This window comes from Desulfovibrio sp. SGI.102, from assembly GCF_050314315.1.
Lineage (GTDB): Bacteria > Desulfobacterota > Desulfovibrionia > Desulfovibrionales > Desulfovibrionaceae > Desulfovibrio.
In genome coordinates, this window is sequence record NZ_JBNPNC010000001.1 from 1 (window position 1) to 22,366 (window position 22,366).

Genomic DNA, 22,366 nt, shown 5'->3' on the forward strand with positions numbered 1-22,366 from the left:
CTTCAGACAAGTACCGAGTCTCTTCTTCCCGCCATCCCTGCCCGGCGACCAGCCTGCGAAGAGACGAAAAAAGGGCGGGATGTCCCGCCCTTGTCCGGCCTCCAGTCCCTCCCGCCGTCAGGCGACGGAAGGGACCTCACAACAAAAAAAACGTTTTACGGCGCCACAGGGCTCAGGCCCAGCTCGGCTGGTGCGCTGACGTTCACGCCGTGGCTGATGCTGCGGCTCTCGCCCGCGGGCACCTCCACCTTCCAGAACAGGCTGTGATCCTCGCCCTTCTGCGCCCGGGTGCCGTCCAGCGACACTTCCACGGACTTGTTGACGGGCAGGGGCTCGGGCCGCTCCACACGCACCGTCACGGCCTGGGCACGCGCGTTGTGCACCGTGTAGGTCCAGTTCCAGCTCCAGGTCTGGCGCTTGCCGATGATCCCGGTCTCACCGCGACGTTTGTCGTCCGTGGTGGTGGTCACCGACACGCGGGGATCCACCCCGAAATAGAGGCGCACCTTATTGCCTTCGGGCACGAAACGCCCCGATCCCACCGGCAGGCCGTCCACGGAGAACTCGGCCTGGGCCGAAGGCCAGGGAGTGCTGTCCAGCGCCCGTTCCACCATCAGCCACACCGGGCTGCCCTGCTCGTCAGGACGGGCCACCCACTGCAGGGGGGCCTTCCATTCTTCCTGCCGCAGCACAAGGCGTTCCTGCCCCTGCGGCAGGGTCACGCGGCCCAGATCCCAGCGGGCATAGGTTCCCTTGTCCAGCACCGGCACAGGAGCGGCGGGAGCGTTGGGCGCGCTGTCGGCCCGGGCGGCCAGCACCACAGGGGCGGCCTTGAATTCCGCAGCGGCCCGGGCGTAAGGACGCGGCACCGGGCCATCGTCCACCCGCCAGACAGGCAGGGCGGGCGCATCCAGCGGACGGGCGTCCTGCCAGACGATGGACAGGTCACACCCGCGCCAGTCCATGCCCGAGTTCTGGCGCAACCGGGCCGTCAGGAGCACGCGGATGGTGCCTTCTTCCGGCCGGGCATCCAGATCATAGACGGGATCCCAGCCGCTGTTGTCCAGCGTGTAGGCGTAGCGTACGCGGACCTTCCCGGCCGGTGCGCCGTCCAGCAGCAGGATCACCAGCTGGCCGCTCTCCGTCACGCGCGGCAGGCTGGCCAGCACATTGCTGATGGTCTTCAGCTCGCGCTGCAGGGCGGCCTGACGCTCACGCAGGCGGGGGATGACTTCGGCCATGCGGGCATCCAGCTTTTCCAGAGCTTCCAGGCTCCGTTCCCCGGCATGGGCCGTCCACAGGCCAAGACGGGCCGAGACGGCTTCCAGCTCGCCTTCCACGGCACGCTTGCGGGCCAGCAGATCCTGGCGGCGGCGGGCGTCACCGTCGGCCACGGCGGCCGGGGCCACCCGGCTGCGCCAGCTGGCAAGACGCACGTCCCCCAGGTCGAACTGCAGGTTGCGGGCGTTCTCGGGCACGAAAAGTTCCACACGCCCCACGCCGTCCCGCACACGGACCTCCAGCTCTTCCTCCCCCTGCACCAGCGCGTGGGTGGGGAAGAGGGAGACCTGCTTCGGGCGCAGGAAGGTATGCGGCGCTTCGTCCACCAGGCCGAACGTGGCCGCGGTGGCGCCTTCGCGGGCCCAGACCGGCCCGGATACGGGGACAAGGCTCATGCCCGCCAGCAGGAGCGAGACTCCCAGCAGGCGGGAAGGGATACGACGGTGTCCAGTTGTCTTTTGTTTCATCATCCTGTTCCTGACTTTTCAGGTCAGTAATACCGCCCTGTCCGGAACCGGCAGGTGGCCTGTGCCCAGGCCGGGAAGAGGAAAAGGATCCCGGGGCGGGCGCCCCGGACAGGAAGGCGTAGGGGAAAGCCGGGAAAGACGTCCCGGCCGGGACGGGGACACGGCACCATGCCGTGCCTCCGGGAAAGCCCTGCCTGCCGGGTCGTCCCGGGGGCAGGCAGGAAAGGCGGGGCCGGGCCGCCCCGTCGCGCCCATGCCGGCAAGGGCACGGAGCGACGGGACAGCCGCGGCGAACATCAGCGGGTCAGCTTGCGGAACTTGGGCCGGTGCGGGGTCTCCGCTTCCTTGCCCAGACGCTTCTTGCGGTCTTCCTCGTATTCGCTGAAGTTGCCCTCGAAGAAGATGACGCTGGAGTCGCCCTCGAAGGCCATGATGTGCGTGGCGATGCGGTCCAGGAACCAGCGGTCGTGGCTCACCACCAGCACGCAGCCGGCGAAGTTGTCCAGGGCGTCTTCCAGGGCGCGCATGGTGTTGACGTCGATATCGTTGGTGGGTTCGTCGAGCAGCAGCACGTTGGCGCCGGATTTCAGCATCCGGGCCAGGTGCAGACGGTTGCGCTCGCCACCGGAAAGCACGTCCACCTTCTTCTGCTGGTCGGCACCGTGGAAGTTGAAGCGCGTGCAGTAGGCACGGGCGTTGACTTCGCGGCTGCCCAGCTTGATGGTGTCGTGGCCTTCGCTGATGATGTCGTACACGCTCTTGCCCGGTTCCAGGGACTCGCGGCCCTGGTCCACATAGGCGAACTGCACGGTATCGCCCACCTTCACGGTGCCGGTATCGGGCTGTTCCTGCCCCACCAGCATCTTGAAGAGCGTGGTCTTGCCCGCGCCGTTGGGGCCGATGATGCCCACGATGGCACCGGCCGGGATGATGGCGTTGACATCTTCCATCAGCACACGGTCGCCCATGCTCTTGCTGACGCCGGTGAGCTCGATGACGCTCTTGCCCAGACGCGGTCCCGGCGGGATGTAGATCTCCAGATCCGGGGCGCGCTTCTCGCTCTCGTGGGAGAGCATGGCCTCGTAGGCGTTGATGCGGGCCTTGCCCTTGGCGTGGCGGCCCTTGGGCGACATGCGGATCCACTCCAGTTCGCGGGCCAGGGTCTTCTGGCGGTCGGCTTCGGCCTTTTCCTCATTGGCCAGGCGCTTCTGCTTCTGTTCCAGCCAGGAGGAGTAGTTGCCCTTCCACGGGATGCCCCGGCCGCGGTCCAGTTCCAGGATCCAGCCGGCCACGTTGTCCAGGAAGTAGCGGTCGTGGGTCACGGCGATGACCGTACCGGGGAAGGTGGAGAGGTAACGCTCCAGCCAGGCCACGGATTCGGCATCCAGATGGTTGGTGGGTTCGTCCAGCAGCAGGATGTCCGGGGCCTGCAGCAGCAGGCGGCACAGGGCCACGCGGCGGCGTTCGCCACCGGAGATCTTGTCCACGGTCATGTCGGCCGGCGGGCAGCGCAGGGCGTCCATGGCCATTTCCAGACGGGCGTCCAGATCCCACACGCCCTTGTGGTCCATCAGTTCCTGCACCTGGGCCTGACGCTCGATGAGGGCGTCCATCTCCTCAGGTTCCATGGGTTCGGCGAAACGGGCATTGATTTCCTCGAACTCCTTGGCGATGGCCATGAGTTCGCTCACACCCTCTTCCACCACCTCGCGCACGGTGCGGGTCTCCCCGGCCAGGGGTTCCTGTTCCAGGTAGCCGATGGTGTAGCCGGGAGCCAGCACGGTCTTGCCGTCAAAGGCTTCGTCCACACCGGCCAGGATCTTCAGCAGGCTGGACTTGCCCGCGCCGTTGAGGCCCAAAACGCCGATCTTGGCCCCGTAGAAGTACGAAAGGGAGATGTCCTTCAGCACTTCTTTCTGGCCGTGGCGCTTGGACACGCGGATCATGGAATAAATGATCTTGTCCGGTTCGTTGCTCATAGTATCCTCAAAAGTGATGTGTGCCGGCCGGGCCGGCAGGGCGTACAGTCTAGCCGGGCTTGCGCCACATTTCAAGCACGCGCCGCAGCCACGGGAACATGCCCGGCGTCAGGGATGCGTGAGCGACCTCCCTTTGCCCACGTCCCCGGCCGGGGATTTTGTCTGTTCCCGCGGCCGGATGAACGGCTTGATTTGCCGCCCTGAGTCTGCCAAGATGCATGGTTCATCATGTCCGCAAAGGAGGAGGTCGTATGCTGTCGGTTCTGCGCAGGCTCAGTGTTGCCCTGACCCGCTTCATGGGTGTCATCATCATCGCCTTCTCGGCGCTGGCCCTGTGGCAACCCTGGATCTTTTCCTGGGTGGCGCCGCATATTTCCGCCATGCTGGGCATCATCATGCTGGGCATGGGCATGACCCTGCACTGGCAGGACTTCAGCCATGTGCTGCGGCATCCCCGCGATCTGGGGCTGGGACTGGTGGTGCAGTTCGGCTGCATGCCGCTGCTGGCCTTTGCCCTGTGCCATGTGTTCGCCCTGCCGCCGGAACTGGCCATGGGCATGATCCTGGTGGGCACGGCCCCGGGCGGGACGGCCTCCAACGTGCTGACCTTCATCGCCCGCGGCGACGTGGCTTTTTCCGTGGCCATGACGGCAGCGGCCACCCTGGTCTCGCTGCTGCTGACCCCGCCGCTGACCTGGCTGCTGGGCGGTGTGTGGGTGCCGGTGGACATGGGCGGCCTTTTCTGGTCCATCGTCAAGATCGTGCTGGTGCCCGTGCTGCTGGGGCTGCTGCTGCACCATTTCCAGCGCGGCCTGGTGGACAGGCTCATGCCCTTCCTGCCGCTGGCCTCGGCCCTGGTCATCACCCTGGTCATCGCCGGCATCATCGCCGTCAATGCGCAGAACATCCTTTCGGCCGGGCCCGCCATCTTCGCGGCGGTCATCGCCCACAACCTCCTTGGCCTGGCCGTGGGCTGGTTCGCCGCCTGCCGGCTGCGCTTTGCGCCGCCGCGCCGCCGCGCCCTGGCCATAGAGATAGGCACACAGAATTCCGGGCTGGCCACAGCCCTGGCGCTGGCGCACTTTACGCCTGCCGCCGCCATTGCCGGCGCCCTGTTCAGCGTCTGGCAGAACATTTCCGGCGCGCTGCTCTCCAACTTCTGGGCAACGCGTCCCGTAACGTCTGATTCCGGGGAGAAGGATTCATGAAGTTCATTTTCGGTGAGGGTTTCCAACGCACTCTGGGCGGTTCCATGATGGTGGCCGGTACGGCCATCGGCGCGGGCATGCTGGCCCTGCCCATGACCTCGGCCGGCATGTGGTTCAACTGGTCCATGGTGCTCATGCTGCTTTCCTGGTTCTGCATGCTGCGCGCCAGCCAGGCCATCCTTGAAGTCAACCTGCTGTTCGAGCCCGGCGACAGCCTGCACACCCTGGTGCAGAACACGCTGGGTTCCTTCTGGAGCGTGCTCAACGGCTTTTCCGTGGCCTTCGTGCTCTACACGCTGGTCTATGCCTACGTCAGCAGCGGCGGCTCCGTGGTCCAGCATGCCCTGCAGTCCAGCTGGGGCATCACGCCGCCCCGTGTCCTCACCAGCCTGATCTTCACCATCCTGCTCACGGCCTGTGTCTGGTGGAGCTCCAAGGCTGTGGACCGTCTGTCCGCCATCCTCATGGGCGGCATGGTCATCACCTTCCTGCTGTCCATCGGCGGCATGATCGGTCAGGCCCGCCTGGATTCCATGCTGGGCCTGGACGGCCAGAGCGGCGAATTCATCTTCATCTTCGGCGCGGCCTCCACCTACCTGACCTCCTTCTGCTTCCACGCCTCGGTGCCCAGCCTCATCAAATATCTGGGCAAGGACGCCCGCACCATCAACAGCTGCCTGCGCATCGGTACGGTCATCGCCCTGCTCTGCTACGTGGTCTGGATCGCCGCCGCCGACGGCATCATCCCGCGTGACGACTTCAAGCACATCACCAACGTGGGCGATCTGGTGGCCGCTTCCGGCACCAGCCTGGGCGGCATCATCCTCAAGATGCTGGAGGCCTTTGCCCTGTTCGCCATCGCCACGTCCTTCCTGGGCGCGGGCCTTGGCCTGTTCGACTACATGGCCGACCTGTGCGGCTTCGACAACAGCCGCCTGGGCCGCACCAAGACCATGCTCATCACCTTCGTGCCGCCCATGATCGGCGGCATCATCTGGCCCGACGGCTTCCTGCCCGCCATCGGCTGGGCCGGTCTGGCGGCCTCCATCTGGTCGGTCATCGTGCCCGCCCTGCTGCTGCGCGCCAGCCGCCGCAAGTTCCAGGCCAGCCTGTACCGCGTGCCCGGCGGTTCCACCACCGTGCCCCTGCTGCTGGTCTACGGCATCATCGTGGCCGTCTGCCATACCCTGTATGTCTTCAACCTGCTGCCTGTCTTCAAGTAGCAGCCAATACGCAAGGAGTTCCTCATGAACAAGGACGTCATCAGCACCCCCAACGCTCCTGCCGCCGTGGGCCCCTACAGCCAGGGCATCCGCGTGGGCGACATTTTCTTCCTCTCCGGCCAGATCCCGCTGGATCCCGCCACCGGCAAGCTGGTGGAAGGCGACATCTGCGCCCAGGCCGAGCAGTGCTGCAAGAACGTGGTGGCCCTGCTGGAATCCCAGGGCCTGACCACCGCCAACGTGGTCAAGACCACCGTGTTCATCGCCGACATGAACGACTTCCCCAAGGTCAACGAAGTCTACAAGAAATACTTCTGCGAACCCTTCCCCGCCCGTTCCTGCGTGGCCATCAAGAGCCTGCCTCTGGGCGCCCAGGTGGAAGTGGAAGCCATCGCCGCCCTCTAAGCCTGTCCGGGAGGGGCGTCCTGCAAAGGGATGCCCCTCCTTTTTCCATCCGGCTCCCTGCGTTCCCCCGGCCGGCTTCCTGCCGCCTGTCCCGGAGCCGCGCCTTCCTCCGCTCCCTGCCTATGCTCAAGATCGTCACGACCATCCTTTGCGTCTACATGCTGGTCCGCTGCGTGCTGCCCCTGCGCTGCAAGCGGCCGCTCAAGATGCTGCTGGCCCTGCTGGTGCTGCTGGTGGGCTTCCGCCTGCACATTTTTTCCCTGCTCTACGCCACCTTCAATCCCGAGCTGCCGCGCTGGGTGCTGGTCAGCACGGGCGTGCCGCATGTGCTTTTCTTCCTGCTGGCCCTGCTCTCGCTGCTTCGGGACGGCGTCTGCCTCATCTGGTGGCTGGCGCGCCGCCTGCGTCCGGGTCTTCCGGCCCTGCCCGGCAGCAACCGGCAGATGGCCGCCCTGCTGCTGGTGGCCCTGGTGATGACCGTCATGGCCGTGCCCGCGGCACTGCGCATCCCCGATGTCCGCACGCAGGAGATCGTCCTGCCCGGCCTGCCTCCCGCCCTGGACGGCCTGCGCGTGGCCCAGCTCACGGACCTGCACATCAGCCGCAACTTCCCCGCCGAGTGGACCCGGGCCGTGGTGGACAGGACCAATGCCCTCAGGCCGGACATCATCCTGCTCACGGGGGACCTTATGGACGGCAGCCCCGCCCTGCGGTGCGAGGACTTCGCGCCCATGGCCGACCTGCGGGCGCCGCTGGGCGTCTTCGCCTGCCCGGGCAACCATGAATATTACTCCGACCTGCCTGCCTGGCGGCCCGTCCTGCGCGCTCACGGCATCACCCTGCTGGAGAACGAGGCCGCGGTGCTGCCGGTGCGGGGCAGCCACCTGACCGTGGCCGGTGTCACCGACAATGTGGCCGGTCGCTTCGGCCTGCCCGGCCCCGATCCGCACAGGGCCCTGGAGGGGACGCCGCGACCGCGCATCCTCATGGCCCACAAGCCGGAGCTCTTCCATGAGACGGCCCCGGAAATCGACCTGCAGCTTTCCGGCCATACCCACGGCGGGCTGGCCCTGCTGCTGGATCAGGGCGTGGCCCTGTTCAACGGCGGTTTCGTGCGCGGCTGGTATGCCCGGGACGACGCCCGCCTGTATGTGGGCCCCGGCAGCGGCCTGTGGGGCGGTTTTCCCCTGCGCCTGGGCGTGCCTTCCGAGATCCTGCTGCTGGTCCTGCGCGCGCCGCGATGACGCATCGCCCTCCCGGAGCCCGTCTGCCCGCCTTTTTTCCCGCTCCCGCAGGCCGGACATCCCCTGGAGCATCGGGACTTCATCCCGCATCCCTCTTGCCTGCCGCTCCGGCAGGCCCTACATTAGCAGGATAGAGAACCCTCACCTTCAAGGAGCCTGCATGCCCCTCCCGCCCCCCAGCCCGTTCCATCAGCACATCGCCCTGCCGGAAAGGACAGCCCTGCTGCTCTCCATGCTGGCCCCCTGGCCGCGCCGGGGCAGAGAATTGCTGGTCATCGGCTGCGGGGCGGGGCATGTCCTGCCTCCGCTCTGGCAGAGCGGCTTTGACCTGAGCGCCTGCGAGACCTCTCCGGCCCTGCGGGAACAGGCCCGGCGCAGGGCCCCGCAAGGCGTGGAGATAGAAGCCGCGTCCCCGGACTGGCTGCCCTTTGCCGACAACAGTTTCGACTGGGTACTGCTGCGGGCCGACGAACTGCCGCCCGCCGCCCTGCCTGCGGCCTTGGGCGAGGCCTGCCGCGTGGCGGCCTGCGGTCTGGCCCTCACCTTCTGGAACAGCGCCTCCCTGCCCTGGCTGACCTGGCGGCTGCACGGGCGTCGCCATGCCTGGCCCGGGCACTGCCTGCCCTTCTGGACCGCTTGGCGCCTGCTGGCCGCCCGCCCGGGACGACTGCACGCGGCAAGCTGCCTCTGGCGGCCCGCCTGCCGCTGGCATCACGGGACGCACGTCCATGCCGCGGCCCTTTCCCGCCTGCCCTTCGGGGCCTGGTGCGTCCTGCGTCTGGACATGTCGCCCCGCCGTACGGGCACCCCCCTGCCCCTGCGTCTGCGCCCCCGTCTGGATACCGCCCGCCCCGTCATGGAGTACGACTCCCTGCGTACCACCGGCCAGCCCCCGGCACAAAAACAGCATCCCTGAATCACAGGAAAAATTTTTTCTGTTCCCGGAGACCACAGCGCAGGGGATTTTCGGCATTCCTCTCCCGCCCGCAGCGGCAGACAAGCCTCAGGGGGCTTGCCGCCGGCACCGCCCTGCATTATGGTGGTACGTCCTGAAGGAAATGACAGCAACACGGGCGGTATCCTGTGCCGCGCCGTTTTTATTGCGCAGTCCACAATAAGGAGATCATCATGAAAGCGCGCAGCAGATCCATCCATCTTTCCGTGCATATCCATAAAGATCCTGCCGCCATGGCCGAGCGCGCCGCCCATATCCTGGCCGCCGCCTGTGAAGAAGCCGTGGCCGAACGCGGCGTGTTCCGCATCGCCCTTTCCGGCGGCCAGACGCCCATCCCCCTGTTCCGTCTGCTGGCGGCCAGTGACTGGGCCGACCGCCTGCCCTGGGACAAGATGAACTTTTTCTGGGTGGACGAACGCTGCGTGGGTCCCGACCATCCTGACAGCAACTACGGCCTTGCCCGCCGCGAACTGCTGAGCCATGTGCCTGCCACCCACTTCTACCGCATGCGCGGCGACATCGACCCTGTGGAAGCTGCCGTCAAATACGAGCAGCAGATCCGTCAGGACTTCAATATCGGTCCCAACGACCTGCCCCGCTTCGACTTCATGATCCTGGGCATGGGCGATGACGGCCACACCGGTTCCATCTTCCCCAACTCTCCGGCCCTGGCCGAACGCAAGCGTCTGGTCATCGACCAGTATGTGCCCGAACGCAAGGCCGACCGCCTGACCCTGACCCTGCCGGTCATCAACAACTCCCGCTGCTGCATGTTCCTGGTCACGGGCAAGGAAAAGCATCAGGTGCTGGGCCAGGTGCTGGATCTGCTGGCCGAGCCCACCCTGCCTGCCCAGATGGTGCGCCCCAGCGTGGGCGACCTGATCTGGGTCGTGGACGAGGCCGCGGCCACCGGTCAGGACTAGGCCGTCCCGCCATACGAATGACAAAGGAGGGGCCCCACCGGGACCCCTCCTTTTTTTGCGGGTTCTGCCTGCCCGACACGTTCGCGACGACACATCATCCCCGCCCCGGCTCGCTGCCCGCCAGGGACGGCCGTCGGGACAGATGCCTCTCAGCCGTTGCTCCCCTCCTGCCGCCCCCACTCCCGACAGGTCATGAGGGGACGCGACTGTCCCGCCGTCCCGCTCGGCCCCGCCGGGAAGACCTTCGAGCCCGCTCCCGCCCGCCGTCTCCAGCTGGTGCAGCACACGGGCCTTGGCCATGATCTCGGGCCGGTATTCGAAGTGCATCAGATCGTATTCGTGCCATTTGCCGCCCCAGATGAAGCCCTCGGCCTCGAAGGCCCGGACGATCTCGCTGTCGTAGGACTGTTGCAGGGGATGGCGCTCCATCCTGGCCCAGCGCCAGTACGGCGCCCGCTGCGGGCTCAGGTCGATGGCGATACCGAAGGAATGCGGGCTCAGGCGCTGCTCTCCGGCAATGGGGCGCCACAAAAAGCCTCCGGCCGAGACCAGCCAGGGCTTGAGCTCCGGCCGCTGCCGCACGGCCTCGCGCAGGCGGCCGTCCACGGCGGCCAGCGCCCGCACGGCGGCCCCGCTCATCCGCACCTTGCGCCCCTGCAGGGACGTCACGCCCAGGCCCCGGCGGACCGTGGCCGCATCCGCACCGTACAGGGCCTCCAAAAAGGCATAGCTGCGCCAGCGGCCGGGCGAATAGCCCCGCGGCGTGGCCGCCCGTTCCGGGTCCGGCAGATAGGGCAAGTGCATGCTGGCACGCAGCGAGACATCCATGCGTGCGGGATCGAGACGCCGGGCCAGGCGCTGTTCCCTGTCCAGCAGAGTCGCATCATCATAAGGATGGGCCGCCAGCTCCGCTGCCGAGGCATAGAGCACCCGCCGCTCCCCTTCCAGGCGCAGCCAGATCCCGTCAGGCCCGGATTCCACCGCCCTGATCTGCGGGTAGGCCGAACGCAGGCACAGCAGATTGATACGGTCCTCGGCGGACAGCCCGGAGAGCTCGCCGCCACGTTCGCCGGCAGCCGTCTCCGCCGTACAGCACAGCGGCAACAGCAACAGCCACAACAGCAGCCCGCCCCAGCGGGAGGGATGCCGCCACACACATCCTTTCATCATCCATCTCCAGCGGGTCCGGCCGCCTCTTGTCAAGGGGACGGCCTTTGCCCTACATAGCAGCCATGCAAGCATGGAAATTCTACTTCATTACCTTTGGCTGTAAGGTGAACCAGTACGAAACGCAATCCCTGCGCGAGGCCTGGCAGGCCCGTGGCGGCGTGGAATGCGACGACCCCGCCCAGGCGGACGTGGTCTGCGTCAACAGTTGCGCCATCACGGCCCGAGGGGAGCGCGATGCCCGCAATGCCGTGTTCCGTCTGCGCCGTGCGGCCCCCGCTGCCCGCCTGATCCTGACCGGTTGTGCGGCCCGCCTGTTCGAGGACTTTCGCCGGCACGGCCACGAGGACTGCGTGCAGCCGGACCTCGTCCTGCCCCAGGGCGACAAGCGCCTGCTGCTGGCCGGGCCCTGGACGGAAGAAGCCCAGGCTCCGGCAGGAGAAGCGCAGGCCCCTTCCTACCCGCCCTTTGCCATCAGCGGCTTCCGGCGCGCCCGCCCCGTGCTCAAGGTGCAGGACGGCTGCCAGCACCGCTGCACCTACTGCATCGTGCCCCTCACCCGCGGCCGCTGCCTGAGCCGCCCGCCGGAAGACGTCATCGCCGAGGCCCGGCGCCTGCTGCTGGCCGGACATGCCGAGATCATGATCTCCGGCATCAATCTGCGCCAGTATGGCCGGGACAACGCTGATTTCGGTGATTTCTGGAGCCTGCTCCGCCGTCTGGATGCCGCCCTGGCCCCGGAATTCGCCGGACGCGGCCGCTTCCGCATCAGCTCCCTGGAGCCGTCGCAGCTCGATGACGAAGGGGTGGAGACCCTTATGGCCTGCCGCATGCTCTGCCCGCAGCTGCACATCTCGCTGCAGCATGCCAGCCAGCCCGTGCTGCGTCGCATGGGCCGCGGCCACTACACGGCAGAAATGCTCCAGCGTGCCGTGGAACGCCTGCACGCCCACTGGCCCGTCATGGGGCTGGGGGCGGACATCATCGCGGGCTTCCCGGGCGAGCGTGAGGAAGATGTGGCCTGCCTGCTGGATTTCGTGCGCGAGACGCCCTTCAGCTATGCCCACGTCTTCCCCTATTCCCGTCGCCCCGGCACTGCCGCCGACCGCTTTGACGGCCACCTGCCCCAGCAGGTCAAGCAGGAGCGGGCCGCCCGCGTCCGCGCCGCCGTGGAAGAACGCCGTCAGGCTTTCTGGCAGGCACAGCTGGCCCTGCCGCGCATGCTGCTGGCCGCCGACAGCCCCGCCCCCGACCAGGCCCCTGCCCGCCGTCGCAAAGCCATCAAGGGCGTCAATGAATTCTATGTGCCCTGCATCCTGCCCGCCGGGGCCCATCCCGGTCGCGAACTGCTGGCCGTGCGTCCCCTGTCCGTCACGGACAAGGGCCTGCTGGTGGAGCCGCTGGCGGACTAGGTCTCGTTGTTCCGGAGCCCGGGGAGGGGCGTTGTCGTCCGCCGCTGTCGATGTCCGAAGCCCTGCCGGGCATGCCCGCAAGGCACTCAGGACAGTGGCAGCAGCGGCCAGCGCCTCCTCCGGCTCCATCCTCTCAAGATACCGCGTGATACGGCGGGATGGTTGCCGGAAAGAACTTGCTAAAAGTTCCGATTCCTGAAATAAAACATAGCAACAAAATATGTTTCTTGCTCCCCGTCCCAACGGCCGGACGGGAAAGTCCCGCTCCCGACAACAAGATCTGCCCGCCACCGCCCCGTGCCACGGCATGCATGACTGGAGCGAACGCTCTCCCTTCCCTCCTTTCCGGCCGCATCCCTGTAACCAAGAGAGGAAATGCCATGTCCTGCCGCTATGCTCTCCCCGCCCTTTTGGGCCTCACCCTGCTGGCATCCGGCTGTGCCGGCGGTTTTTCCCGTCATTATCAGGCGGCGGACGACCATGTCCGCCCCGTGGATACCCTTGAATCCTGTAGCGCGCCCCGCGTGGAACAGCTCCCGTCATCCGTTATGGAAAAACGCCTTGCCGCGGCCCTTGCTGACGGCTATGTCCGTCTGGGCCGGGCCACATGGGAAAGCGCCGTCCCCGCATCCGCCGACGATGCCGTCGCCCAGGCGGGCCGTGTGGGAGCCTGCCTCGTGCTCCAGAGCGTGACGCCCATCCCCCAGCAGCCGGAAAAGCCCCACTACCAGGCGCATCCCGGCTTCGTCTCGCGCATCGGCCAGCGCGGCATCTTTGCCGAGGACAACAGCGGGAACCTGGGCGGCCCGTCCACGCAGCCTGCGGTGCGTTACCGCAATGACGCCGTCTTCCTTGCCCGCACGAGGTAGAGAGGCAACCCTCTTCCCCGCCGGAGAAAGAAGACAGGCCCGCACCGGCAGCCCAGGATCTTCCTGTCGGCTACCGGGGCAGGCACATGCCGGATGGGCCGGACAGCGCTGTGCCTGCATCCCCGGCCATCCCCATACGCCCCACCCGTATGGCGCATGCCTTTGGTTTCGCGCCTCGGGGCTCAACAGACGAATCCATACACAAAGAGGGAGCCGTGCCGCAGGGCAGGCTCCCTCCTCTTCTGTCAGGGGATATTGTTATTCGCTGGCTAGATGCTGATCTGGGCGCCCAGCAGCTTGACGAAGGCGGCGATCCAGGCCGGATGCGCAGGCCAGGCCGGAGCCGTGACCAGATTGCCGTCCACCACCGCGTTGCTGGCCGTGGCGTTGAAGTCATGCCAGGTGGCGCCCGCGGCCACCACATCGGGCTTGACCGCAGCGTAGCAGGTGCAGGTGCGGCCCTTGAGGATGCCCGCGCTCACCAGCAGCTGGGGGCCGTGGCAGATGGCGGCGATGGGTTTGCCGGCGGCGTCGAATTCACGCACAATCTCCAGCACGCGCTCGTTGAGGCGCAGGTATTCGGGAGCGCGTCCGCCGGGCACCACCAGACCGGCGTAGTCGGCCACATCGACCTTGTCGAAGTCATAGTTGATGGCGAAGTTGTGGCCGCGCTTCTCGCTGTAGGTCTGGTCGCCCTCGAAGTCATGGATGGCCGTGCGCACGAAATCACCGGCCTTCTTGCCCGGGCAGACGGCATGGACTTCGTAGCCCAGCATCAGCAGCATCTGGAAAGGCACCATCACTTCGTAATCTTCCACATAATCGCCGGCCAGCAGCAGAATCTTTTTCATCGTATACTCCTGTGCGGCAAGGCGCCCGTCCGGAACAAAGAAGCCGGGCCCGCACTTGCCATCGCTCATATACTGCTTATATAAGCAGCGGAACGTTACAGACAAGAGGCAAGCCGGAGCTTTTCCGTCCCGGCGGCTGCCTGCCGATACACCCCACTGTCCCGCGGCCCCGGCTGCGGCCCAAAACATGGCAAGGAGTGCTCCATGCCCCTGTATGATTTTGTCTGCCCCGCCTGCGGGGCCCAGTTCGAAGAGCTGGCGTTCGGTGACGAGACGCCCGCCTGTCCCCAGTGCGGCCATGCCGAGACCCAGCGCCAGATGAGCGTGCCCAGCCCGCTCAAGACCGGCGCCTTCCCCTTCAAGCCCGGCCCGGTGCATCCGCTGGCCTCCAAGATGGGCAAGGGCCTTGCCGGTTGCGGCCAGGCCGGCGGCTGCGGCGGCAGCACCCCCGCCGCGCCCAGCTCCGGCTCCGCCTGCGGCGGCAACGGCAAGTTCTCCTGAGCCTAGGCTCCCCGTATCCTGGCAGGATACGTTCATTTTGGGGACGCGCCTTCCGCGGCATGTATCCAGCCGCGCGGGCGCGTTCCTTGCATTATGGAGCTGCTTGGCCTATTCTTTTGGAATATTTTCACTTCAGGGGGATATTATGCTGCGCAGTATGACCGGCTTCGGCCGCTGCCTGGTAGAGAGCGAAGGCTTCACCCAGCAATGGGAAGTCAAAAGCGTCAACAGCCGCCATCTGGACCTCAAATGGCGCCTGCCCATGAGCGTGCGCAGCCTTGAGCCGCGCCTGGAAAAAGTGGTGCGCCGCTTCGCCTCCCGCGGTCGCGTGGACATCAGCCTGACCCTCCAGTACACCGGCGGCACCGGCCCCGCGCCGCGCTTTGACGCCATGCAGGCCGAAGCCATGCTGGACAGCCTGAAAGAACTGGCTGCCCGCCGTGGCGAGCCCTTCACCCCCGACTACAATGCCCTGCTCGCCCTGCCCGGCCTGTGGGGCGATGCCGGTGACGAAGTGGACGAGAGCCTGACCCTGGCCCTGGAAGAAGGCCTGTCCCTGGCCCTGGAAGACTGGAACGACGCCCGCGCCGCCGAGGGCCGCGCCCTGGCCCGCGACATGCATTCCCGCATCCTGCGCATGGAAGAATGGACCGGCCTCATCGCCGAACGCGCGCCCGAGATCAAGGAAGAGCGCGCCGCCGTCATGCGCGAACGCCTCAACGAGGCGCTGGAAGCCGTCAACGGCCTGGACGAGAACCGCTTCCTGCAGGAGGTCACCATCCTGGCCGACCGTCTGGACGTCACCGAAGAGCTGACCCGCCTGCACACCCACCTTGCCCGCCTGCACGAACTGCTGGATGCTGGCAAGGATGCCGGCCGCCGCCTGGACTTCACGCTGCAGGAATGCTTCCGCGAGATCAACACCTGCGGCAACAAGATCCCCGATGTGCAGCTTTCGCGCATGGTGGTCGATTTCAAGAACGAACTGGAAAAGTGCCGCGAGCAGGTACAGAACCTCGAATAGCCGGCGGGTTCCCGTCACGGTCGTCCGACACTGAGCTCCGCGGGCCCTGCCTGCGGAAGGAGATTTTGACATCATGAACAGACTCGGCATCGCGCTGGTCATCAGCGCGCCCTCCGGCACGGGGAAGACCACGCTCATCAAACGCCTGCGCAAGGAATTCCCCAACTTCGGCTATTCCATCTCCTGCACCACCCGCGCCCCCCGCGAGGGCGAAGTGGACGGCAAGGACTATCACTTCCTGAGCCGCGAACGCTTCGTGGAGCTGCGCGACCAGGGCCATTTTGCCGAATGGGCCGAGGTGCACGGCAACTTCTACGGCACGCCCCTGCCCCCTGTGCGCGAGATGCTGGCCAAAGGCCAGGACATCCTGTTCGACATCGACGTGCAGGGCGCCGCCCAGCTGCGCAAGAACATGCCCGATGCCCGCTTCCTCTTCATCCTGCCGCCCTCCATGGAAGAACTGGAACGCCGCCTGCGCGGCCGCGGCCTGGACAGCGAGGACGTCATCCTGCGCCGCCTGGCCAATGCCCGCGCCGAGATGCAGGAAGCGCCCCACTATGATGCCCTCATCGTCAATGACGACCTGGACACGGCTTACGACCACCTGCGCGCCGCCTACCTGGCCGCGACCCTGGCTCCCCACTGCCGCCCCGGGCTGGTGGAGGCCCTGAACAACGGACACCTCCTTTAAAGGAAGAAGAAGAAGAACGATGGCTGCCCAACTCATTGTCGCTCTGGATCTGCCCCGCAAGGAAGACGCTCTCGTCCTGGCCCGCGAACTGCAAGGCGCCGTGCCCTGGTGCAAGGTGGGCATGGAACTGTTCACCCTGGCCGGCCCGGACATCATCCGCGAACTGCACGACCTTGGCTTCCATGTCTTCCTGGACATGAAATTCTACGACATCCCCCACACCGTGGCCCAGGCCGTCAAGGCCGCTGCCGCCGCCGGTGCGGAACTGCTGACCCTGCACTGCCAGGGCGGCGAGCGCATGTGCAGCGAGGCCCGTATTGCCGCCGACAGCTACGGCAGCAAGGCTCCCCAGCTTTTCGGCGTCACGGCCCTGACCAGCTTCGGCCCCGGCGAGATGCCCGGCATCAGCGCCGATCCTTCGGACTTTGCCCTGGAGCTGGCCGGCAAGGCCCGCGGCTGGGGCCTGGACGGCGTGGTCTGCTCCGGCCATGAGGCCGCCCGCATCAAGGCCTCCTGTCAGGGCCTGCGCTGCCTGTGCCCCGGCATCCGTCCCGCGGGTGCCGATACCGACGACCAGCAGCGCATCATGACGCCCGCCCGTGCCGTGCAGGCCGGTGCCGACTTCCTGGTGGTGGGACGTCCCATCCTCAAGGCCCCCTCGCCCGCCGAGGCCGCCCGTGCCATCCAGGCCGAGATGAAAGCCGCCGTCTAAAGGAGACCGCATGACAGCCAGCGCCCCTCTTGCCCTTTTCCGCACCTCAAGCACGCCCCGTCGCCGCAGCGTCCGGCGTCGCGGGCCTGTCAGGGAGGTGGCGGCATGAAGCGCTGGCTGTTCCGTGAGCCCCCCGCCGGTTCGCCGCCGCGCGGTCTGGCCCGTGAGCTCTCCATCTCTCCCCTGCTGCTGGACATCCTCTGGCGGCGCGGCCTGGACAGCCCCGAAGAGCTGGACGCCTATCTTTCCGCGCGTCTGCCCGATCTGGTGCCGCCGTCCCGCTGGCCCCAGTTCCCGCAGGCGGCCGAGGTCATCAGCAAGGCTCTGCTGGACGGCAAGAAGCTGGCCGTCTGGGGCGACTACGACGTGGACGGCATCACGTCCTCCACGCTGGTGCTGGACGTGCTGGAAGCCCACGGCCTGGAAGCCCTGTGGCATGTGCCCGACCGCCGCAGCGAAGGCTACGGCCTGAACATCCCGGCCATCGAAGAACTGGCCGCGCAGGGCTGCGGCATCCTGCTCACCGTGGACTGCGGCATCTCCGACATGGCGGCCGTGGCCCGCGCCCGCGAGCTGGGCATGACCGTGGTCATCTCCGACCACCACCTGCCGCCGCCGGAACTGCCCCCGGCCGACGCCATCTGCAATCCCCGTCTGGGCCCGGAAGACGACATGCCCTGCCCCCATCTGGCCGGTGTGGGCGTGGCCTTCTTCCTCATGGCCGCCGTCAACGCGGCCCTGGCCCCGCACACGGGCCGCCGCTTCAAGATGGACAAGGTGCTGGATCTGGTGGCCCTGGGCACGCTGGCCGACGTCATGCGCCTGGGCGGGCAGAACCGCATCCTCGTGCGCGGCGGGCTGGACAAGCTGGCCGAGGCCGCCCGTCCCGGCATCGCCGCCCTCAAGACCGTGAGCGGTTCCGACGCGGCCGCCCGCCTCAACGCCGGGCAGGTGGTCTTCCGTCTGGCGCCGCGCATCAATGCCGCCGGACGCATGGGCGCGGCCGACACCGCCCTCCAGCTGTTGCGCAGCAAGGACCATGTGGAGGCCCTCCGCCTGGCCCAGCATCTGGATGCCCTCAACACCCAGCGCCGCGAGGAAGAGGAGCGCATCTGGGCCGCCGCCCGCGAGCAGGCCCACCGCCAGCTGGAGCAGCGCCAGCGCCCGGCCCTGGTGCTCTACGGCGGCGACTGGCACCCCGGCATCGTGGGCATCGTGGCCTCGCGCATCGTGGAAGAATTCTACCGGCCCACCATCATCCTTTGCGACGACAACAATATGATGAAGGGCTCGGGCCGCTCCATCCGCGAGTTCGACCTTTACGCCGGGCTCCAGAAGACGGCCCATGTGCTGGCGGGCTTCGGCGGCCACAAGCTGGCCGCGGGCGTGCGCCTGGAACCCAATCAGCTGGAACGCTTCCGCGAGGCCTTCGAACGGGTCGTGGCGGACGAGCTGGGCGAGCAACCCCTGACCCCGGCCCTGCTGCTGGAATGCGAGCTGGATTTCCAGCAGGCTTCGGATTCCGCCTTCTTGCAGGAGCTGGAACTCATGCAGCCCTTTGGGGCAGGCAATGCCGAACCGGTCTTCGCCTCCCCGGAACTCACGGTGGTGGACCGCAGCCCGCTGGGCTACAGCGGCGACCATGTGCGCCTGCGCCTGAAGGACAGCGCCAGCGGCATCACCCTCATGGCCAAGGGCTGGAACATGGCCACGGCCTTCCCGCCCTCTTCCGTGGGCTCGCGCATCCGTGTGGCCTATACGCCGCGCCTGGACTACTACCGGGGCGTGGCCTCCATCGACGTGGGCATCAAGGACTGGCAGCCCGTGGCCGACTAGCCCGCGCAAATAAGGATCGTTGAAGGGCCTTCTTCCCGTACGGAAGCGGCCCTTTTGCTTTCTCCTCTGGCGGAGCGCTGGACGCATCTCCGTTCTTCACCAGCTGATGCCGTCCCGCACAGCCGGCAGGTTCCGGGCAGCCATCGCCCTGCTGCCACTCCCCAGGCTGCCGTCAGCCATGTCCCTGCGGTACCGCCGGGCCGCGCCGTGCAGGGACGTACCTCCTCTTCTCCCCGGGCGGATGGCATCCCCCGTATCTGCGCGCCCTGTCTGCGGCCACAAAATCCCGGAAATTTCCTTCCGCATCCTTCACAGATGCCATTTGAGGCTTACCCTTTGAACACGGCAGCCCCAACGGCAGCGCCGGGAGCGCTTCCCGCGCCCGTGCCATCGCCGTCCGGCCCGGCCCTCCCGCCCGTATCCCTGCTCCGGCAGGCGGTCCGGGACAGGCCCGCGGCCACGGCTGCCTGCGGCACCCTCCCCCCACGAGACAAGGGGACTGCGCCGCGCCCTCACCTTCAACAGATCACACGCCGGGATCATCCGGCTTTTCAGGAGTTCGTCATGAAGCAGCCCGAAGAGCTGTCCGCGTACAAGGAAAGCGTCCTGCAGGACATCGCCCAGGCCCAGCGCGTGGGCGCTGACGAGAACGCCATCACCGCCCTCATCAGCCAGTACCCGCTGGATCAGGCCCTGGCCGCCCGTCTGGCCCGCTGCTACGGCCCCAAGGGCTTGGAGAATTTCAATCTGGACGGCATCGACGTGGCCGCTCTGCCCGCCCAGCAGAAACACGCCAAGGAGCCTGACCAGAGCGTGCTGCAACAGGTCTGGGAAGAACACGTGGCCCTGGTCATGGATCAGGTCTGCCGCATGTCGCCCGAATATCTCGATCTGGAGCAGGAGACCCGTCTGGACATCCTGCTGCTGGAGCAGGCCCGTGCCGAGAACAACCTCCAGGCCATGCTGGGGCTGGAGATCCTGCATGTGGCCGAAGACCTGAACCTGGCCATGCAGGAGGCCGAAGCCGCCGAGGCCGGTCACGCCGCCGGGCAGCCCGGAGCCTGCAAGATGGCCGCCTTTGCCCGCAAGATCATCCACAGCCTGGAACGCCAGCGCGAGAGCCTGGAACAGGCCGCCGAGCTCCTGCCCCTGGTCTGTGACGCCCAGGCCTATGCCGCCGCTGCCCAGACCTACGCCCAAAACAAAAAAGACAAGGACGGTCTGCCCGAAGACGGTTTCCGCCAGACCATGCAGGCCCAGCGCCAGTCGCTGGAAGCCGCCGCGCAGGATTGCACCACGCCCTGCCTGGGCGATCTGTTCACTGCCCGTCATCGTAACCTGGCCACGGCGGAAGAGATCTACATCCGCATGCAGCGTCAGGCCCTGAGCGGCCTTTCTTCGGTGACGCAGGCCGAAGCCCTGGCCGACAGCCTCTTCCCCTGGCTGGCCGATACCCTGGAAGGCATCGTCGGCAATGAGCTCCATGCGGGTCTCAAGGACACGGCGGCCGCCCGCCTGGACGGCATCCGCCAGCTGCTGGCCGATATGGAAGCTGAAGAGCAGGAATAAAAGGATGAGGGGGAAGGGGGCCCCTTTTTGAAAAAAGGTCTCCCCTTCCCCCTCAAACTCCCCCATCCCTGCCAAAAACTTTTGACCGGATCACCGGCAAGGCCTCGTGTCGCGCAGGCTGTGCGCGACTCACCGTCCCCCGGCATGATGCGGGAGAAAGACAAGGTCCGGCATGAAGGCAAAGAATGGGGGTGCCCCGGAAAGAGATGCATCGCCTTGCCGCCGCGCATGGGATGCCCTACGCGACACGGCCGGACAGTTTGGGCGGCCCCCTTCCGGCGCACCATACGATATGTTGCCGGCTATCGTTTTTTTGGACCGCCTGCGCAACAGGGCCAGTCCCCACACAAGGGAGACTGGCCCTGTTTTTTTATCTGTCCGTCAGATGCGGTACCGGACGTGCCGCAGTGACGGATAGGCACGGTCTACGGCTTGGGATACTGGCGGATATGAGAGAAGATGCTGCCGTCCCGTTCCAGTCCCTGCTGGGCGGCCTTGGCATACCAGAGGGCGGACTCCGTGGCATCCTGCGGCACGCCGAAGCCCACTTCATAGCAGGCGCCCAGGAAGCGCTGGGCCTGGCCATTGCCCTGTTCGGCGGCACGCTTGGCCCAGTCGAAGCTCTGTTCGGGGTCCTTGGTCACCAGTTCACCGTCGGCGCAGATCAGCGCCATGTTGAACTGGGCCTCGGCATAACCGCTCTGGGCCGCACGCTGCATCCACTGCAGATAGCCATTGGTGTCGCGCGGCACGCCCGCACCGGAACGCAGCATATAGGCCACCAGGGTCTGGGCTTCGGCATCGTTCTGTTCCGCCGCCAGCATATACCATTTGAAAGCCGTTGCCAGATCCTGCGGGACGCCCAGGCCGTTCTCGTAGCAGCGGCCCAGCAGCACCTGCGAGCGGGCATCGCCGTCCGAGGCCAGGGGCTGCAGCAGGCGCAGCGTTTTTTTGTACTGGCCGATATTGTAGGCCGTCCAGGCTTCCTGCCAGGTCTTGTCCGCCTTGCTGTCCGCGGCCACGGCAGGGATGACGCTCACCAGGGCAAGGCCCAGCAGGCCTGTCGCGAGTATCTTGTTCATGATCTCTCCTTGCGTGTCGTTTCCTCTTCCGGCATCAGGCCGGGGACACGCGTGCAGGCCACCATACGCCGCCCCGGGACGGGACACAAGCATCCTGTCCGCGCGTCCCCCGGCCCTTGACGACTGGCCCGGCAAGATGCATTTTTGTCATGATGCAAAAAGGATTCTGTCCCCTTATCGTCATCCGGGGTGCCGGAGACATGGGCACCGGTGTGGCCCTGGAGCTGTGGCACGCGGGCCTGCACAGGCTCGTGCTGCTGGAGTGCGCCCGGCCGCGTGCCATCCGCCGTCTGGTGGTCTTTTCCGAGGCGGTCTTCGAAGGCAAGGCCCGGGTGGAAGGACTCGAAGCCCGACTGTGCCCCGATACGGCCGCCTGCCGTGCCCTCTGGCAGACCGGAGAGGCCCTGCCCCTGCTGGTGGACGAAGATGGCGCGAGCCTGCGCGAGCTCTGTCCGCAGGTCTTCGTGGACGCCACCATGAGCAAGAAGGCCCGCGGCCTTTCCCCGGACATGGCGGATCTGGTCATCGCCCTTGGCCCGGGCATCGAAGCCGGGCGGGACGTCCACTGCGTCATCGAAAGTTTCGGCCCGGACATGGGCCGCTGCCTCCGGCAGGGACAGGCCCTGGCCAATACCGGCATCCCCTGCGAGCATGGCCGCTCCGAACAGCGCGTGGGCCGTGCCCCGTGTGCCGGTGTCTTCGCAAGCCCCCTGCCTCTGGGCAGCCATGTCCTTCAGGGGCAGGAAGTGGGCCGGGTGGACGGTGTTCCCGTCCCGGCTCCCCTGTCCGGCCGTTTGCGCGGCCTGTTGCGCTCCGGCCTTCCGGTGCGTGCAGGGGCCAAGGTGTGCGACATCGAGCCGCTGGACCACGTGCCCCTGGACAAAGTTTCCTCACGCGCCCGCTGCCTGGGCAGGGGCGTGCTGCGGGCCATAGCCGCCCGCTATAACCTTTCTACCTGATACAGGAG

The 22,366-nt window shown here is 66.9% G+C and carries 19 protein-coding genes and 1 pseudogene; 15 read left to right on the top strand and 5 right to left on the bottom strand.

Annotated features, from left to right (window positions below; all coding sequences use genetic code 11):
• Positions 1-155 precede the first annotated feature (155 nt).
• Both ACQRCJ_RS00005 and ettA read right to left on the bottom strand, forming a co-directional pair.
• Positions 156-1,748 (bottom strand): DUF4139 domain-containing protein, encoded by a 1,593-nt coding sequence (locus tag ACQRCJ_RS00005; protein WP_427799147.1) that lies wholly within the window; start codon positions 1,746-1,748, stop codon positions 156-158.
• A 296-nt stretch (positions 1,749-2,044) separates the two neighbouring features.
• The gene (gene ettA / locus ACQRCJ_RS00010) at positions 2,045-3,727 is read right to left on the bottom strand and encodes an energy-dependent translational throttle protein EttA (protein WP_006003892.1); all 1,683 of its coding nucleotides are present in this window, start codon (positions 3,725-3,727) and stop codon (positions 2,045-2,047) included.
• A gap of 251 nt (positions 3,728-3,978) precedes the next feature.
• Between ettA and ACQRCJ_RS00015 the strand changes: the two genes are divergently transcribed.
• From ACQRCJ_RS00015 to pgl, 6 genes are all read left to right on the top strand, one after another.
• Complete coding sequence (locus ACQRCJ_RS00015) at positions 3,979-4,935, top strand: bile acid:sodium symporter family protein (protein WP_303953471.1); 957 nt, start codon at positions 3,979-3,981, stop codon at positions 4,933-4,935.
• Positions 4,932-6,158, top strand: coding sequence for an aromatic amino acid transporter (locus tag ACQRCJ_RS00020; RefSeq protein ID WP_006003889.1), 1,227 nt, complete (start codon positions 4,932-4,934; stop codon positions 6,156-6,158). The genes ACQRCJ_RS00015 and ACQRCJ_RS00020 overlap by 4 nt, the downstream gene beginning before the upstream one ends.
• Positions 6,159-6,182: 24 nt before the next feature.
• A complete protein-coding gene (locus ACQRCJ_RS00025) occupies positions 6,183-6,563 on the top strand; it encodes a RidA family protein (protein WP_006003888.1) in 381 nt (126 codons plus the stop codon).
• Positions 6,564-6,685: 122 nt separating this feature from the next.
• Entirely contained in the window at positions 6,686-7,807 is a 1,122-nt protein-coding gene (locus tag ACQRCJ_RS00030; RefSeq protein WP_303994785.1) for a metallophosphoesterase, read from the top strand.
• A gap of 160 nt (positions 7,808-7,967) precedes the next feature.
• A complete protein-coding gene (locus ACQRCJ_RS00035) occupies positions 7,968-8,723 on the top strand; it encodes a class I SAM-dependent methyltransferase (RefSeq protein WP_303931756.1) in 756 nt (251 codons plus the stop codon).
• Between the two features lie 212 nt (positions 8,724-8,935).
• Positions 8,936-9,685 (top strand): 6-phosphogluconolactonase, encoded by a 750-nt coding sequence (gene pgl, locus ACQRCJ_RS00040; RefSeq protein ID WP_168935403.1) that lies wholly within the window; start codon positions 8,936-8,938, stop codon positions 9,683-9,685.
• A gap of 324 nt (positions 9,686-10,009) precedes the next feature.
• Here the strand turns inward: pgl and ACQRCJ_RS00045 are convergent.
• Positions 10,010-10,927, bottom strand: a pseudogene (locus ACQRCJ_RS00045) (M15 family metallopeptidase); the annotation flags it as partial.
• Here ACQRCJ_RS00045 and ACQRCJ_RS00050 point away from each other — a divergent pair.
• On the top strand, positions 10,918-12,264 hold the full coding sequence (locus ACQRCJ_RS00050; protein ID WP_304026450.1) for a MiaB/RimO family radical SAM methylthiotransferase: 1,347 nt from the start codon (positions 10,918-10,920) through the stop codon (positions 12,262-12,264). The pseudogene ACQRCJ_RS00045 and the gene ACQRCJ_RS00050 sit on opposite strands and share 10 nt — an antisense overlap.
• Before the next feature lie 380 nt (positions 12,265-12,644).
• Positions 12,645-13,133 carry a hypothetical protein gene (locus ACQRCJ_RS00055; protein ID WP_289615836.1) on the top strand — a complete coding sequence of 163 codons (489 nt, stop codon included), beginning with the start codon at positions 12,645-12,647 and terminating at the stop codon, positions 13,131-13,133.
• Positions 13,134-13,402: 269 nt separating this feature from the next.
• On the opposite strand, the gene ACQRCJ_RS00060 is transcribed toward ACQRCJ_RS00055, so the two are convergent.
• A complete protein-coding gene (locus ACQRCJ_RS00060; RefSeq protein WP_040368924.1) occupies positions 13,403-13,984 on the bottom strand; it encodes a DJ-1/PfpI family protein in 582 nt (193 codons plus the stop codon).
• 204 nt (positions 13,985-14,188) lie between these two features.
• Between ACQRCJ_RS00060 and ACQRCJ_RS00065 the strand changes: the two genes are divergently transcribed.
• The 6 genes from ACQRCJ_RS00065 to ACQRCJ_RS00090 all read left to right on the top strand — a co-directional run bounded on the left by ACQRCJ_RS00065 (position 14,189) and on the right by ACQRCJ_RS00090 (position 20,317).
• Positions 14,189-14,485, top strand: a complete 297-nt coding sequence (locus ACQRCJ_RS00065) for an FmdB family zinc ribbon protein (RefSeq protein WP_168935407.1) — start codon at positions 14,189-14,191, stop codon at positions 14,483-14,485.
• 145 nt (positions 14,486-14,630) lie between these two features.
• The gene (locus tag ACQRCJ_RS00070) at positions 14,631-15,509 is read left to right on the top strand and encodes a YicC/YloC family endoribonuclease (RefSeq protein ID WP_204674027.1); all 879 of its coding nucleotides are present in this window, start codon (positions 14,631-14,633) and stop codon (positions 15,507-15,509) included.
• 73 nt (positions 15,510-15,582) lie between these two features.
• The gene (gene gmk / locus ACQRCJ_RS00075) at positions 15,583-16,200 is read left to right on the top strand and encodes a guanylate kinase (protein ID WP_168935409.1); all 618 of its coding nucleotides are present in this window, start codon (positions 15,583-15,585) and stop codon (positions 16,198-16,200) included.
• 19 nt (positions 16,201-16,219) lie between these two features.
• Positions 16,220-16,912 (top strand): orotidine-5'-phosphate decarboxylase, encoded by a 693-nt coding sequence (pyrF, locus tag ACQRCJ_RS00080; protein ID WP_006003862.1) that lies wholly within the window; start codon positions 16,220-16,222, stop codon positions 16,910-16,912.
• 105 nt (positions 16,913-17,017) lie between these two features.
• Positions 17,018-18,748 (top strand): single-stranded-DNA-specific exonuclease RecJ, encoded by a 1,731-nt coding sequence (recJ, locus tag ACQRCJ_RS00085; RefSeq protein ID WP_297138663.1) that lies wholly within the window; start codon positions 17,018-17,020, stop codon positions 18,746-18,748.
• A gap of 564 nt (positions 18,749-19,312) precedes the next feature.
• Positions 19,313-20,317, top strand: a complete 1,005-nt coding sequence (locus ACQRCJ_RS00090; RefSeq protein ID WP_168935412.1) for a hypothetical protein — start codon at positions 19,313-19,315, stop codon at positions 20,315-20,317.
• Between the two features lie 425 nt (positions 20,318-20,742).
• On the opposite strand, the gene ACQRCJ_RS00095 is transcribed toward ACQRCJ_RS00090, so the two are convergent.
• Positions 20,743-21,399, bottom strand: coding sequence for a tetratricopeptide repeat protein (locus tag ACQRCJ_RS00095; protein WP_427799148.1), 657 nt, complete (start codon positions 21,397-21,399; stop codon positions 20,743-20,745).
• A 149-nt stretch (positions 21,400-21,548) separates the two neighbouring features.
• On the opposite strand from ACQRCJ_RS00095, the gene yqeB reads away from it, so the two are divergent.
• Entirely contained in the window at positions 21,549-22,358 is an 810-nt protein-coding gene (gene yqeB / locus ACQRCJ_RS00100) for a selenium-dependent molybdenum cofactor biosynthesis protein YqeB (RefSeq protein WP_304038251.1), read from the top strand.
• The last annotated feature ends 8 nt before the right edge of the window (positions 22,359-22,366 follow it).

Excerpts from the sequence above, each read along its gene's own strand:
- ACQRCJ_RS00005 (WP_427799147.1), bottom strand. The coding sequence starts at position 1,748 with ATGAAACAAAAGACAACTGGACACCGTCGTATCCCTTCCCGCCTGCTG.
- ettA (WP_006003892.1), bottom strand. The coding sequence starts at position 3,727 with ATGAGCAACGAACCGGACAAGATCATTTATTCCATGATCCGCGTGTCC.
- ACQRCJ_RS00015 (WP_303953471.1), top strand. The coding sequence starts at position 3,979 with ATGCTGTCGGTTCTGCGCAGGCTCAGTGTTGCCCTGACCCGCTTCATG.
- ACQRCJ_RS00020 (WP_006003889.1), top strand. The coding sequence starts at position 4,932 with ATGAAGTTCATTTTCGGTGAGGGTTTCCAACGCACTCTGGGCGGTTCC.
- ACQRCJ_RS00025 (WP_006003888.1), top strand. The coding sequence starts at position 6,183 with ATGAACAAGGACGTCATCAGCACCCCCAACGCTCCTGCCGCCGTGGGC.
- ACQRCJ_RS00030 (WP_303994785.1), top strand. The coding sequence starts at position 6,686 with ATGCTCAAGATCGTCACGACCATCCTTTGCGTCTACATGCTGGTCCGC.
- ACQRCJ_RS00035 (WP_303931756.1), top strand. The coding sequence starts at position 7,968 with ATGCCCCTCCCGCCCCCCAGCCCGTTCCATCAGCACATCGCCCTGCCG.
- pgl (WP_168935403.1), top strand. The coding sequence starts at position 8,936 with ATGAAAGCGCGCAGCAGATCCATCCATCTTTCCGTGCATATCCATAAA.
- ACQRCJ_RS00050 (WP_304026450.1), top strand. The coding sequence starts at position 10,918 with ATGCAAGCATGGAAATTCTACTTCATTACCTTTGGCTGTAAGGTGAAC.
- ACQRCJ_RS00055 (WP_289615836.1), top strand. The coding sequence starts at position 12,645 with ATGTCCTGCCGCTATGCTCTCCCCGCCCTTTTGGGCCTCACCCTGCTG.
- ACQRCJ_RS00060 (WP_040368924.1), bottom strand. The coding sequence starts at position 13,984 with ATGAAAAAGATTCTGCTGCTGGCCGGCGATTATGTGGAAGATTACGAA.
- ACQRCJ_RS00065 (WP_168935407.1), top strand. The coding sequence starts at position 14,189 with ATGCCCCTGTATGATTTTGTCTGCCCCGCCTGCGGGGCCCAGTTCGAA.
- ACQRCJ_RS00070 (WP_204674027.1), top strand. The coding sequence starts at position 14,631 with ATGCTGCGCAGTATGACCGGCTTCGGCCGCTGCCTGGTAGAGAGCGAA.
- gmk (WP_168935409.1), top strand. The coding sequence starts at position 15,583 with ATGAACAGACTCGGCATCGCGCTGGTCATCAGCGCGCCCTCCGGCACG.
- pyrF (WP_006003862.1), top strand. The coding sequence starts at position 16,220 with ATGGCTGCCCAACTCATTGTCGCTCTGGATCTGCCCCGCAAGGAAGAC.
- recJ (WP_297138663.1), top strand. The coding sequence starts at position 17,018 with ATGAAGCGCTGGCTGTTCCGTGAGCCCCCCGCCGGTTCGCCGCCGCGC.
- ACQRCJ_RS00090 (WP_168935412.1), top strand. The coding sequence starts at position 19,313 with ATGAAGCAGCCCGAAGAGCTGTCCGCGTACAAGGAAAGCGTCCTGCAG.
- ACQRCJ_RS00095 (WP_427799148.1), bottom strand. The coding sequence starts at position 21,399 with ATGAACAAGATACTCGCGACAGGCCTGCTGGGCCTTGCCCTGGTGAGC.
- yqeB (WP_304038251.1), top strand. The coding sequence starts at position 21,549 with ATGATGCAAAAAGGATTCTGTCCCCTTATCGTCATCCGGGGTGCCGGA.